The organism is Nocardia flavorosea (assembly GCF_015477805.1).
Classification (GTDB): domain Bacteria; phylum Actinomycetota; class Actinomycetes; order Mycobacteriales; family Mycobacteriaceae; genus Nocardia; species Nocardia flavorosea_A.
On record NZ_JADLQL010000004.1, the window covers coordinates 47,916 to 60,756 of the forward strand.

Annotated in this window: 16 protein-coding genes; 6 read left to right on the plus strand and 10 right to left on the minus strand. The window is 68.1% G+C overall.

What is annotated here, in order from left to right; translation table 11 throughout:
* Positions 1 to 12 precede the first annotated feature (12 nt).
* The 3 genes from IU448_RS18850 to IU448_RS18860 all read right to left on the minus strand — a co-directional run bounded on the left by IU448_RS18850 (position 13) and on the right by IU448_RS18860 (position 2,936).
* A complete protein-coding gene (locus tag IU448_RS18850; RefSeq protein ID WP_228813708.1) occupies positions 13 to 786 on the minus strand; it encodes an ABC transporter ATP-binding protein in 774 nt (257 codons plus the stop codon).
* Between the two features lie 96 nt (positions 787 to 882).
* The gene (locus IU448_RS18855) at positions 883 to 1,962 is read right to left on the minus strand and encodes a FecCD family ABC transporter permease (protein WP_195056990.1); all 1,080 of its coding nucleotides are present in this window, start codon (positions 1,960 to 1,962) and stop codon (positions 883 to 885) included.
* Entirely contained in the window at positions 1,959 to 2,936 is a 978-nt protein-coding gene (locus IU448_RS18860) for an iron chelate uptake ABC transporter family permease subunit (RefSeq protein ID WP_228813613.1), read from the minus strand. The genes IU448_RS18855 and IU448_RS18860 overlap by 4 nt, the downstream gene beginning before the upstream one ends.
* 618 nt (positions 2,937 to 3,554) lie before the next feature.
* On the opposite strand from IU448_RS18860, the gene IU448_RS18865 reads away from it, so the two are divergent.
* Positions 3,555 to 4,202: an MspA family porin gene (locus IU448_RS18865; RefSeq protein ID WP_195056992.1), complete on the plus strand. Its 648-nt coding sequence runs from the start codon at positions 3,555 to 3,557 to the stop codon at positions 4,200 to 4,202.
* 66 nt (positions 4,203 to 4,268) lie between these two features.
* Entirely contained in the window at positions 4,269 to 4,931 is a 663-nt protein-coding gene (locus IU448_RS18870) for an MspA family porin (RefSeq protein ID WP_195056993.1), read from the plus strand.
* A 97-nt stretch (positions 4,932 to 5,028) separates the two neighbouring features.
* Here IU448_RS18870 and IU448_RS18875 read toward each other — a convergent pair whose 3' ends face one another.
* The 4 genes from IU448_RS18875 to IU448_RS18890 all read right to left on the minus strand — a co-directional run bounded on the left by IU448_RS18875 (position 5,029) and on the right by IU448_RS18890 (position 7,878).
* Entirely contained in the window at positions 5,029 to 5,835 is an 807-nt protein-coding gene (locus tag IU448_RS18875; RefSeq protein ID WP_195056994.1) for an ABC transporter permease, read from the minus strand.
* A complete protein-coding gene (locus IU448_RS18880; RefSeq protein ID WP_195056995.1) occupies positions 5,832 to 6,572 on the minus strand; it encodes an ABC transporter ATP-binding protein in 741 nt (246 codons plus the stop codon). The genes IU448_RS18875 and IU448_RS18880 overlap by 4 nt, the downstream gene beginning before the upstream one ends.
* Before the next feature lie 7 nt (positions 6,573 to 6,579).
* A complete protein-coding gene (locus IU448_RS18885; RefSeq protein ID WP_195056996.1) occupies positions 6,580 to 7,062 on the minus strand; it encodes a hypothetical protein in 483 nt (160 codons plus the stop codon).
* Positions 7,063 to 7,227: 165 nt separating this feature from the next.
* The gene (locus tag IU448_RS18890) at positions 7,228 to 7,878 is read right to left on the minus strand and encodes a transcriptional regulator (RefSeq protein ID WP_195056997.1); all 651 of its coding nucleotides are present in this window, start codon (positions 7,876 to 7,878) and stop codon (positions 7,228 to 7,230) included.
* 77 nt (positions 7,879 to 7,955) lie between these two features.
* Between IU448_RS18890 and IU448_RS18895 the strand changes: the two genes are divergently transcribed.
* Positions 7,956 to 8,750 (plus strand): class I SAM-dependent methyltransferase, encoded by a 795-nt coding sequence (locus tag IU448_RS18895; protein WP_195056998.1) that lies wholly within the window; start codon positions 7,956 to 7,958, stop codon positions 8,748 to 8,750.
* Complete coding sequence (locus tag IU448_RS18900) at positions 8,747 to 9,106, plus strand: cupin domain-containing protein (protein ID WP_195056999.1); 360 nt, start codon at positions 8,747 to 8,749, stop codon at positions 9,104 to 9,106. Before IU448_RS18895 ends, IU448_RS18900 begins: the two co-directional genes overlap by 4 nt.
* A gap of 272 nt (positions 9,107 to 9,378) precedes the next feature.
* Here IU448_RS18900 and IU448_RS18905 read toward each other — a convergent pair whose 3' ends face one another.
* Complete coding sequence (locus tag IU448_RS18905) at positions 9,379 to 9,768, minus strand: DUF6188 family protein (protein WP_195057000.1); 390 nt, start codon at positions 9,766 to 9,768, stop codon at positions 9,379 to 9,381.
* A gap of 94 nt (positions 9,769 to 9,862) precedes the next feature.
* Between IU448_RS18905 and IU448_RS18910 the strand changes: the two genes are divergently transcribed.
* Together IU448_RS18910 and IU448_RS18915 are read left to right on the plus strand one after the other, a co-directional pair.
* Entirely contained in the window at positions 9,863 to 10,405 is a 543-nt protein-coding gene (locus IU448_RS18910) for a YaeQ family protein (RefSeq protein ID WP_195057001.1), read from the plus strand.
* A 103-nt stretch (positions 10,406 to 10,508) separates the two neighbouring features.
* Positions 10,509 to 10,949, plus strand: coding sequence for a YybH family protein (locus tag IU448_RS18915; RefSeq protein ID WP_195057002.1), 441 nt, complete (start codon positions 10,509 to 10,511; stop codon positions 10,947 to 10,949).
* A 75-nt stretch (positions 10,950 to 11,024) separates the two neighbouring features.
* Here the strand turns inward: IU448_RS18915 and IU448_RS18920 are convergent, their stop codons facing one another.
* Positions 11,025 to 11,678 (minus strand): response regulator, encoded by a 654-nt coding sequence (locus IU448_RS18920; protein WP_195057003.1) that lies wholly within the window; start codon positions 11,676 to 11,678, stop codon positions 11,025 to 11,027.
* A complete protein-coding gene (locus IU448_RS18925; protein ID WP_195057004.1) occupies positions 11,675 to 12,688 on the minus strand; it encodes a HAMP domain-containing sensor histidine kinase in 1,014 nt (337 codons plus the stop codon). Before IU448_RS18925 ends, IU448_RS18920 begins: the two co-directional genes overlap by 4 nt.
* Between the last annotated feature and the right edge of the window lie 153 nt (positions 12,689 to 12,841).

The following is a 12,841-nucleotide window of genomic DNA, read 5'->3' on the forward strand; positions in this document are numbered from 1 at the left end:
ACCTCCCGCCGATCAGCCCACCCGGACGGCCTTCTCACCCAGCGGAACCACCAGCGGTGTGCCCGTTTCGGGATCGTCGATCACGCGACAACCCAGGTCGAAGACCTTGTGCACCAGTTCCGCGGTGACGATCTCCCGCGGCGGCCCGGCGGCCACCACCGCACCGTCGCGCATGGCGATCAGGTGATCGGCATAGCGGAATGCGTGATTGAGATCGTGCAGCACCGCCACCACCGTCCGGCCGGTATCCCGGTTGAGTTCGCGGCACAGGTCCAGCAACTGGATCTGGTGCGCGATATCGAGGAAGGTGGTGGGCTCGTCGAGCAGCACGATCGGCGTCTGCTGGGCCAGCACCATCGCGATCCACACCCGTTGCCGCTGCCCGCCGGACAACTCGTCGACCAGCCGCCCGGACAGCTCCGCCACCCCGGTGGCGGCCATCGCCGCGGCCACCGCCTCCTCGTCGCCGCGCGACCACTGCCGGACCAGCGACTGGTGCGGATACCGGCCGCGCGCCACCAGATCGGCGACCCGGATCCCCTCCGGTGCAGTCGAGCTCTGCGGGAGCAGCCCGATCCGGCGGGCCACCTCCTTCGCCGGATAGGAACCGATCGCCTTGCCGTCCAGCAGTACCGCGCCGGATTCGGGCGCCAGCAGTCGCGACAACGCCCGCAGCAGCGTCGATTTACCGCAGGCATTCGGGCCGATGATGGCGGTGAAGGTGCCGTCGGGGATATCGACGGTCAGTTCGTCGCTGATCACCCGGTTGCGGTAGCCCAACCGCAGGCGGTCGGCCCGTAACCGGGCATCCGCGGCGGCCTGTGGCGCGACGGCGTGCTGCGCGGATTCGCCGCGCTCCGGTTTTTCGTCCACGATGATTCCTCAGTTCCGTCGAGCCTCGGCCACCAGCAGATAGGCCAGATAAGCGCCGCCGACCGACGCCGTCACCACGCCGACCGGCACGGTGGTCGGCGCGAAGGCGCGGCGCGAGATCCAATCACACACCGCCAGCAGCAGCGCTCCCATCGCCGCCGCCGGAAGCAACGCGGTGGTCGGCGTCCGGGCCAGTCGGCGGCCCAGTTGCGGGGCCGCCAGCGCGACGAAGGCGATCGGTCCCGCGACGGCCGTGCCGACAGCGGTGAACGCGACACTCAGGATCGTGAGGATCACCCGCGCCCGGCCGACCCGGACCCCCAGCGCCTGCGCGGTATCGTCGCCCAGTTCCAGAATCTGCAACTGATGCGCCGCGGGTACCACCGCGATCGCGAGCACGGCCAGCACCACCAGCGCCGGCGTGATCTCGGCCCAGGTCAGCCCGTCGAGCGTGCCCACCCCCCAGGCCGCGGCCGACATGGCGGTATCGAGATCGGCGCGCAGGATCAGCCAGGTGTTGGCCGCGGCCAGCATCGAGCCGATACCGATACCGACGATCACCAGCCGGAATCCCTTGATGTTCTGCCGGAATGCGAGCAGGAAGATCGCCAGCGCGGTGACCAGCCCGCCACCGACCGCGCCCGCCGCGGTGGCGTAATACCCGCCACCGGCCAGGATCACCAGCAATGCGCCGGTATAGGCACCGGAGTTGAAGCCGACGATATCCGGGCTGCCCAGCGGGTTCCGAGTCACCGACTGCAGGATCGCGCCGCTGATTCCGAGTGCCGCGCCGAGCACCAGCGCCATCAGCACCCGCGGGAAACGCCATTCCAGAATGACGAGTTCATCGCTGCCCGCGCCGCTGCCGACCAGCGCCCGCAGCACCCGGTCCGGCGGTATCGCGAAATCCCCGGTACCCAGGGCCAGCAGCGATACGACGCAGGCGGCGAAGAGCAGCACGGCGCAGACCACGACGCTGCGCACTCCGAACCGGGCGGTGAGCCGGCGCAACCGCAGCACCCGGACCGTGCGGCCGAAATCGATCGTCGCCACGGCGCCGATCCGCGATGGTTTACCCAGGGTGGTCATGATTGCCTCATCTCCGCCCGGCGGGCGAGCCAGATGAGCACCGGAGCGCCCAGGAACGCCGTGACCACACCCGCCGCGATTTCGTCCGGCGGGATGGCGATCCGGCCGAGCACATCGGCCAGCAGTACCAGGGTCGGGGCCAGCACCAGCGAATAGGCCACGATCCAGCGATAGTCCGGTCCCACGATCCAGCGGGCGATATGCGGTACCGCGAGGCCGACGAAGGTTATCGGCCCGACCGCCGCGGTCGCCGTACCGCACAGCAGGATCAGGGCCAGGGCGGTGAACGCGCGGGTGCGGGTCACCTGTACGCCGAGCGCGCGGGCCATATCGTCGCCCAGCGCCACGGCGTTGAGCGAGCGGGCGGCGACGGCGGCGAAAACGATTCCGATCAGGATGAAAGGGGTCGCGCCGGCGAGTACGTCGTAGCCGCGGCCGGTCAACGCGCCCGCGTCCCACTGCCGCATTTCCTCGAAGGCGCTCGAGTTCAGCAGGATCAGCCCCTTGGTGACACCGGTGAGCACGGCGGTCACCGCGACGCCGGCCAGGGTCAGGCGGATCGGGTCGGTGCCACCGCGACCGACGGTCCCCAGCCGATACACCACCACCGACACTACCGCCGCCCCGGCGAAACCGAACCAGACATAGGAGGCGATCCCACTGGCGCCCAGATAGGCGACCGCGACCGCGATGGCGAAGGCCGCGCCCGCGTTGATTCCGAGCAATCCGGGATCGGCCAGCGGGTTGCGGGTGAGGCCCTGCATGAGACATCCGGCGATCCCGAGCGCACTGCCAGCGAGTAGCCCGAGCAGGGTGCGCGGCAGCCGGTATTCGCTGATGATCAGATCATCCGGTGATCCGCTGTGCTGCCACAACGCAGTAAAGATCTCCGTGATCGGAATCTGCTTGACACCGACTACAAGGCTGAGTACGCAGGCGAGAATCAGGAAGCCGGCGGCAAGTAACCACCCCATCCACCTGCGGGCAGAGGTTCGGGTGTGGTATTCATAGGACGAACCGGCCGTCATGACGCGGTGCTACATGAACTGTGCATCGAACCCGTCCCTTCCCGGCGTATATGAGATACGTCACGGTCATAGCTCACAATTTTTGTTAAGTAACCTTTATAGTGAGCGCAGGCTAACCTAACCTGACCAGGCTAGCAACAGACTGTGCCGAAACCGCACCGGCGGTTTCGCAGCAGCCGCCGACTGTTTCGGGTCCGGCTGTCGCGAGACCACGGGCGCAGGAGCGAAAGGATGACGGGATGCACTCCGCTGCCGGCTGTACCGCCTCCCCATCCGCTCCGGCACGGCGCGGAGCCACCGGCCACACCCGGCCGGGCTGTAAGAGATACACAGGGATGAGGGATTTGATGGCGCAGCATTTCGTCACCTGATCGCCCAGGTAGCGACGATTCGACACCACCGGTGGGCCTTCTGCATCCACCGGATTTCACCTGCGAATGCGCAGCAACCGGATAGGACCCGCGTTTCGCGCGTCACGATCCGGGATCTCGTGCTGCCGCTGTCGCCGGCTGCCGCGGCCACGGCCGCATCCGGCGGCATTCGCTAGACCATGAGGGACACACGATGAATTTCAAAGGGATTGCTGCCACCGCGGCGATGACGGCGGCGGCTGTACTCGGCGTTGCCGGTGGAACGGCGACCGCGGATACGTTCGTGCCGCTACCGGCAGGCGAGAAGGCCGGCCCGAACGGGAAGATCGTTCGCGTCAACGAGAGCGCGCTGATCTCGCCGTCGCTGTCGGCCAACGGCGCGGGCCGCGTCGCCTGGCTGACCGCACAGGTGCACGCGGACGTCACCCAGACCCCCGAGGGCGACCCGGGGCCGTGGAAGGGCCCGACCAACGCGCCGGGTACCAACAACTCCTCCACCCACGGCTCCTCCCGCCTGAGCACCGGCTATATCGTCGGCTGCCAGGTCAGCATCGCCGAGAACGCCTTCCAGGCCGGTATCGCCGGCAGCCTGAGCACCTCGACCCTGGGTGGCAGCGGATCCCTGAGCGTGAAACTCGGCCCCGGCGAAGTGAAGTTCGTCCACATCGAAGGCGTCGATATCAAGAAGCCCGGCCAGTACTGGGTCGATTACAAGGATGTCGAAATGAACATCGAGGGCTGCGGCGGTTACGCCCAGGCCCGCTCGTACTCGGTCCTCGAGATCATCGGCGACCACTATTCCAAGACCACCCTGTACGGAGCTCCGTTCAGCATCGGCTGACGCACGTCACCACTGGTCGATCAATCCGTCGCTGAACGGAATATCTCTTCCGAGAGGGAAAATCTCATGTCTGTAGTGAAGAAGAGCGCCGTGCGCATCGCGAGCGTCGCCGCCGCGGCAGCCGCCGCCGTCGGTCTGCTCTCGACCGGCGCCGCCAACGCCGATACGTTCGTCCCGCTGCCCGGCGGCGAACTGCATCACACCCTGCCCAACGGGCTCGGGGTCACCGCCCGGATCGCCAACGAATCCGCGCTGATCAACCCCTCCATGGGTTCGACTCCGCTGCACCGCAACGCGTGGGTCTCGGGCAGCGCGCAGGTCGAGGTGCACGGTGAGCACAACGGCACCAAGATCACCCCGGGTTATGTCGTGGGCTGCCAGGTCGATATCAGCGGTGGCGGCGCCAACGGCGGCGCCGACGTGACCGGTAACGGCGACAACGTCACCGGCAAGCTCAGCAGCGGTGGCAACCTGACCCTCGGCCCCGGCCAGGCCACCTCGTTCCTGCTCCTCGACCTCGAGAAGCCGGATGTCTACGGTAACGAGGGTCACACCTTCGCGATCAAGTTCAAGGGCGCCAACGGCTCGGTGACTTGGAGCGACAGCACCATCGCCCTCAACGGTTGCGGCGGCTACGCCCAGGCCCGCTCGTTCGTGCGGGTCGAGGTGAGCACCGACCAGGGCATCTCCGAATTCCGCGTATGGGGCCAGCCCTTCAGCCTCGGCTGATCGGCACGTTCTACGGAAACGACGGTAGCCCCGGTCTTTTCGGCCGGGGCTACCGTCGTTTCCCGGGGCTGCGGTTACGTGCCGACCGCCGGACGCTTCACCGGATCCGCCGGCGCCGCAGCGGCGCGGCCGCTCGTACGGCCACGGAGAACAGGAAGAGCGTCACCGCGACGGCCAGGAAGTAGATCAGCGAGCCCGTCGGCCCGAACCGCGGGAGGAACGCCATTTCCTGCCCGGTCGCCGCCACCCCGTTGAGGAACGGCGCATACGCCTGCAGGGCATACCCGTTGGGCAGCAGGCTGATCGAATTCTCCACGAGATGCACCCAGAACAGCACCACCGCCACAGCTGCCGCGGGGGCGCGCACCACCGAGCCGACGGCGATACCGATCCCACAGGCGATGAACGCGTAGAGCGGCACCGTCCACAGGAACCGGATGCCGGCCGGGCTGCCGATATCCACCGCGCCGTAGACATGCGGGAAGCGCAACGGCAGCACCGTCATGATCAGCACGAGCAGCACCAGGGTGACCAGTGCAGCGACGACGCCGTAGAAGATCCAGCGGGCCAGCGCCATCGTCCACGCGCGGGGGAACAGGAAGGCCGCGAGGTCACTCGTCCGGCCCCGCTGTGCGGCGGCATGGGCGTAGGCCGCGGTCACGGTCAGTACCGAAACGGCCGAAGTGATCACCCAGTACACCGAGTTCGCGGTGGCCACCGACATCACCTCCAACTGCCCGGGGATCGTCGCGAACCGTTCGGCGACCGCCGCGATCCCGAACGTGACCAGCAGCGGCAGCAGTATTGCCAGCGGTACCGCGACCGTCCAGAGGAAACCGCGTCCGGCCGTCCGCGTCCATTCCGCGGCGATACCGCGGCAGATCCGAACCGCCGCCGGGCTCACGACCGCCCGCCTGCCGGTGTGGGATCGCCCGGCATACCGGCGATCCGGAGATAGACGTCCTCGAGAGTCTTCTCCGCAGGGCGGCGCGATTCCAGCAGCCCGGTGAGTGTGTCGTCGGCCAGTACCCGGCCGCCGCCGAGGACCACCACCCGGTCGGCGGTGCGCTCGACCTCGTCGAGGGTATGCGTGGTGACCAGAACACAGGTCCCGGCTTCGGCGAGATCGCGCAGCAGTGTGCGCAGCCAGCGGATGCCCGCGATATCCAGTCCGTTGAACGGTTCGTCGAGCAGTAATGTCCGCGGCGCGGACAGCAGCGCCGCGGCGATTCCGGCCCGTTGCAGCATGCCGAGCGAATAGTGGCCGAGCCGCCGGTCGGCCACGTCGGTGAGCCGCACGATATCCAGTACCTCACCTACTCGGGCGGTGGGGATCCCGCGGGCCCGGGCGATCCAGCGCAGATGCCGCCGGACGGTATGGCGTGGATCGAAAGCCCGGTAGTCGAGATGCATACCTAGGGTCGCCGGGGTCTCACGATGCGCACGCACCGGCTGTCCGTCGACGCGTACCGATCCCGCGGCCGGTGCGATGATCCCGCAGATACCGCGCAACAAAGTCGTTTTCCCGGTGCCGTTGAGTCCGAGCAGGCAGGTGAGCGCGCCGTCGGGGACGGTCATCGCCTCGACCTCCAGGACGGTCCTGCCCGGGAAACCCACGGCGAGCTCACGCAGTTCGATCATCGCCCGGTCAGAACGTGCACGGGATCGACAGACCCACCGCCTGCACGCCCGCGCACAGCGAGCTGTTGGCCAGTTTCCACGTACCGTCGATGCGCTTCCAGGTGACCTCCATCGCCAGCGCCGGCCGACCCGACGAGCTGGTGCGCAGCATGGCGGTGTGTTCGGTGGCGGTATGGGTTTCGGGCCCGGTCACCTCGCCCGAGCCGAGCGGGGCACGGAACAGTCCCAGCCGGTACACGGTGCGCGGAACGACCACCGCGTCCATCCCGCCCTCCAGATTGGCCGCTTTGGCCTCGTCGGACGCGGCGGTGGCGACCAGGAAACGGACCTGCGCGTTCAATTCCGCGAGAGACGGCACCTCGCTGGTGATCCGGAATTCGCCGGACTGGGCGGAAGCGGCGGGAGCGGACAGCAGCGCCGTACCGGCCAGGATCGCCACCACCGCTGCCACGGCGGCCGTGGCGCGGGCAACGAGGTGGTAGTTCTTCATTTATTTACCTCTCGAGATGATTTACCGGCAAGCGGCGAAGTCGGCTAAAGTACCTGTTGACATCAGAAAGTTAGCGTAGCCTAATCCATCGGGTCAATACTCATTTAAATGATCGATACGAGGAACTGCTGCAACTGCCGGAAAGGAGGCGAGACAATGTCCGGCTCAGTTCGCGCTCGGTACGCGACTGCTCAACCGCAGTGTGATACCACAATCGCCGGCGGCATCCGGGGTGGTGGCGACGTCGTACTGGGCTGCCAGCGCCGCCGAATGCCGTTCCAGCACCCGTTCGATCAAGCCCTGCTGGATACCGATCACGATCTCCGGCGCGCCCCGGGCGATACGGCGCAGCGGGCAGTTGCACATCCGGATCTCGTGCACTCCGAAACTCGACACCGTGGACGCGATCCGGAACCCCAGCCGGTTCAGCGTCGTCGCCACCACGGTGACCGGATCCGGCACTCCGTCCTGCGGGGCCGCGATCCCCGTCAAACCGTCGGCCCAGGCCCGGCCGGCCGCGACCCCGGCGGCCCGCCGCAACTCCGGAGTGTCGCCGAGCTGGGCCAGCAACGCGTCCAGCACCGTCGCCATCGGGTCCGCGCCCACGGCGATATAGCCCTTACGGGGCCGGCCCACCGTCACCGACGGCAGCCAGGTGCCCTCGACCACGCCCTCGTCGATCAGGGCGTTCAAATGGAAACGCGCGGTGGTGATGTGGATCCCCAGCGTGCGCGCGATCACCGGCGCGTCCAGTGGTTCCAGCGAATCCCGTACGAGCGCCAGAACCCTGTCGCGCTGCTTACGCGTCCCGGCCATCGCACTCCTCTCACACCACCCGGCCACTCCCCCGCAATTGGATTGTAGAACCGTGAACCCCACCGGCAGGAGCCCGCATGAACGCACCACTCCCCTTCGAACAGCGCGATTCCGCGCATCTACCGGGCCACTGGTTACTGGCCCGGCTCGGTAAACGCATTCTGCGACCCGGCGGGCGCGAACTCACCGAGCGGATGCTCGACGACGCCCGGCTCAGCGGCGCCGACGTCGTCGAACTCGCCCCCGGGCTCGGTAAGACCGCCACCGAGATCCTGCGCCGGCGACCGGCGAGCTACCGGGGCGTGGAGGCCGATGACGCGGCGGCCGTGCTCACCTCCGCCGCGATCGGCGATGCCGGCACGGTGTGCCGGGGCGATGCCGCCGATACCGGCCTGGACGCCGAATCCGCGGACGCGGTGGTCGGCGAAGCCATGCTCACCATGCAGACCGATCCGCACAAATCCGCGATCATCGCCGAGGCGTTCCGGGTGCTGCGCCCCGGCGGCCGCTACGCCATCCACGAAATGGCCTTGGCGCCGGACGACCTGCCCGACAGCGTCAAAACCGATATCCGCAAAGCACTCGCCCGCTCCATCAAGGTCAACGCCCGGCCGCTGACCCGGGAGGAATGGGTCGCGCTCCTGGTGGCGGGCGGGTTCGAGATCGAAACCGTCGGTTTCGCCGCGATGGCGCTGCTGCGCCCGCGCCGGGTACTGGCCGACGAGGGCCTGCTCGGCACCGCGCGGATCGTCCGCAACGTCCTGCGCGACAAATCCGCTCGCACCCGGGTACTCGATATGCGCGCCACCTTCGAGCGCCATCGCCACCATCTCACCGCCATCGAAATCATCGCAAGGAAGCCGGCAGCATGAGCGAGACGACCAGCAGCCCCGTAGCCACCGGCACCACCGAGTGGACACCCCGCGACGGCGCCGCCCCCCACGCCCAGCGCCTGCTGAGCGGTAGCGGCCTGACCATGGTCCGGATCAGTTTCCGCCGCGGTCAGATCCTCGACGAACACCGCGCGCCCGGCCCGATCCTCGTCCAATGCCTCAGCGGCGATATCGAATTGGACGTCGACACCCCGGCCGGCCGGGAAACCCACCGGCTCGCGGCGGGGTCGGTGCTCCATATCGACGCCGGGCTGATGCACCGGCTCACCGCCGCGGACGATTCGGTGGTTCAGGTGGTCCTGCACCGCAACGTAGCCGGTCCCGCCGCCTCCTGATCCGCCGCAACGGCCCCGGTACGGCGGTTCGCGATCGACCGCCTCCGTCGAGTTGTCACCCGCTGTACCGGGTACACCGGTCGCCGGCGAATATCGCGGGATGAGCGGAATCGTGGCGGCGCTCCCCGGCACAGCGCGCGCGGGCGCATTCCTGTATCGATGCGGTGAGGTGCCGGCTCAGGGCCGGTACCCGCCGACTGCTGTGGCCGGCTCGCACCGGATACGGCGACTGCGGTGGTGGCGGCAGAACACCCGGTCGGGCCGGGCCGGGTTCACGGATGGGGCCAGCCGGACTCGGGCCCGCCGGGCGGGCAGATCCAGAGGTTGTCGTGCAGACAGGCCGTCCACGCCTCGTAGGGGCCCTGGGGCGGGCAGACGATCGACGCGCCGGTGTCGAAGCCGAGGACGAGTTCCCAGTCCCGCACCCGCGCGGCGGTCACGCGGTGGTTCAGCAGGCCCAGAACCGGGCCTGCCGTGAGTGGGTCGTCCTCGACCCGGATATCCTGTGTTCCGCCCGCCGCGTCGTGGAGCCGGCAATCCGTCAGGTCGATATGGACGCCGGGCGCGCCGGCGGTTCCGAGTTCGAAAACCAAGCGGATAAAGGATTTCCACACCCAGATCTGTTCGATTTCACGCCCGCTCAATGCGGAGAACTCTCCCACGACGCGATCGTAGCGAGAATTTCCCCGGCGCGGCGGGCGTCCGGCTAGTACACGCGGTAACGGGGTTCGGCCGGGGTACTAGGCTGACCCGACTATGGCTATCGGCGCGACCCTGCACACCTTCGCAGTCCACCTCTCCGACGTCGATCGCGGCGTCTACCAGGAGCTGGAGTTGCGCCTGGCGCGGCATCCGTCGGAAACCGCGGAGTTCCTGGTGACCCGGCTGGTGGCCTACTGCCTCGAATACGAGGACGGGATCGCGTTCAGCGACGGCGGGGTGTCGGCGACCGACGAACCGGCCGTGCTGGTCCGCGATCTCACCGGGCAGATCACCGCCTGGATCGAGGTCGGCGCCCCCGATGCCGACCGGGTCCATCGGGCCAGCAAACTCGCGGGCCGGGTGGCCGTCTACACCCACCGCGACCCCGCGAAAGTCCGCGCGGCGCTGACCGGGAAACGCATCCACCGGGTCGAGACCATACCGCTCTACAGCCTCGACCGCCCCTTCGTCGACGCTGCGGCCGCCGCCTTGGTACGCCGTAACACGGCCACTGTCTCGGTGCTGGAACGCCGGCTCTACCTCGAACTGAACGGCACCGACCTCACCACCGAGATCGGCGAACACGGCCTCGGCTGAATCACCGCGATCGTCACCGGTCCACGTGGGCGTGATTCCCGAGCACCCGCCCACCCCACCGGCCGATTGACATCAAGTCCACTTCAGGTTTCAGAGTGGTCGTATGAGCCCGGAGGACGAGCACGACATCAGGACCACACTGGCGGCCCACACCGCATTGTGGGTCGGCCACGATATGGACGAATGGGGAACCTATTTCACCGAAGACTCGGATTTCATCACCCATCGCGGAATCTGGTGGCGCACGCGCCAAGACAATATCGACGGCCACAAGGACGTCCCCGAGCCGGTACTCCGGCAGAAAAAGAACTACACCCAGCAGGTACTGAGCATTGCCGCGCTCACTCCCGAGGTGGCCTTGGTGCACACCCGCTGGAGCTGGCCGGAGCATCGGTTACCCGGCGCGGACGCGGCCGAGGACCGTACCGGTCTGATCACCTTGGTCATGGTGAAACACCAGGACAGATGGATGATCCGGGCCGCGCACAATACGCGGACCAACGGCCTCGATGATTTCGCACCGGCTCCCGGAACCGGCCCGTAGCGCCGGCGCGCTTTCCACAATGCCCCGGAAACCGCCGGGTCCGCGGCCGCATGCGGGACCGGTACGCAGCGGCGATCAAGGTTCGATCAGACCCGCACGGATGGCATAGCGAGTCAGGGCGAGCCGGTCGCGCAGTCCCAGTTTCTGCAGGATGTTGGCGCGGTGACGGTCCACGGTTTTCACACTGATCACCAGGTCCCCGGCGATCTCGCGCGACGAGTACCCCTCGGCGACGAGTTTGACGATCTCCTCCTCGCGCGGGGTGAGCAGTGTCTGCGGAACGGGTTCGTCGCGATCCGCGCGTTGCAGCCATTCGCGGATCAGGGAATTCACCGCACCGGGATACAGATAGGACTCCCCGCGCAAGGTCGCGCGGCACGCCTCGATCAGGTCCCGGTCGGCGACCGATTTCAGGACATAACCGGAGGCGCCGGCCCGCAGTGATTCGAAGAAATACTGTTCGTTGTCGTACATCGACAGCATCAGGATCCGCACGCCCGGTGTTTTGCGATGGATCTCGCGGGCGGCCTGGATACCGGTCAGCCGGGGCATGGCGATATCGAGGATCGCGAGGTCGATGGGTACGGCGCCGGCTTGCTGTACGGCCTCGTGCCCGTTGGCGGCCTCGGCGACCACGGTGAGATCCGGTTCGGCGTCGAGGATCATCCGCAGTCCAGACCGGACCAGTGCGTGATCGTCGGCGAGCAGGATGCGAGCCGGTGCTGTCATGGCGCACTCCCTTCCCCGCGGCGCGGGATGGTCAGGCAGACCACGGTGCCGCGCCCCGGCGGTGAATCGATGGTCAGGGTGGCGTTCACGAGCAGCGCGCGTTCACGCATCCCGCGGATTCCGGCGCCGTCCTCGGCCACCCCGCCCCGTCCGTCGTCGCCGACCCGCAGGACCAGCGCGGCACCGCGCACGCGCAGGCTCAACCCCACCCGCCCGGCGTCGGCGTGGCGGGCGATATTCGTCAGGCTCTCCTGTGCCACCCGGTAACAGACCAGTTCGATATCCGGGGACAGGCGCGGCAGGTTCCGGTCCACCTCACGCCGTACCCCGACCCCCGTGGTGGAGGAGAACTCACTGCACAGCGCGGTGAGCGCACTGGACAGGCCGAGATCGTCGAGCACGTCGGGGCGCAGCCGCCGGGCGATCCCGCGGACCTCGTCCAGGCATCCGCGCACCGTCTCCTGCGCGCCGTGCAGGACATCGACCACATCGGTGGGCGCGCGGTCGGCGGCCCGTTTCATCGACAGCAACGCGACCGTGAGGCTCTGCCCGATCTCGTCGTGCAGTTCGCGGGCGATCCGCTGCCGTTCACCTTCCTGAGCCGCCAGCGCGGAGGCACTGGCCGCGGCCCGCTCGGCCTCGAGCCGGTCCACCATGGCATTGAACGAGTCGATCAGATGGGCCAGATCGCCGTTGCCCCGGTCGTCGACCCGGCCGCTGCGCCGTAACGGGTCCACCCGCCGCATGGACGCGATGAGTTCGTCCAGCGGCGCGAGGCTGGTCCGCAGCAGGAAGGCGTTGGCGGCCAGGATGACACCCAGGCCCACCGCCAGCACCGGTATCTCGGTCAACCGCACCCGCGACGACACCGTCGCCGGCGATAACGCCAGCACGAGTGTGCCCAGCGTGAACACCAGTCCGTTGATGAGGAAGATCCGCCGGAACAGCGCATCCGCCGGGGTCCGGGTGTGCCGCCGGAACAGGCCGATACCACTTCCCGGACGGTCCATGACCTCAGTCTGGCCGCTGACCGCCGAGGTGTCCATGAGGCCGGGCACCCATTTCGGGCGGCGCACTACACAGCGTCGGCCACCACAGATGGGTGCCGGCACCGATGGCCGACGCCACCCTCGCTCGCGAAAACTGGGAGCGAAGACGAATCG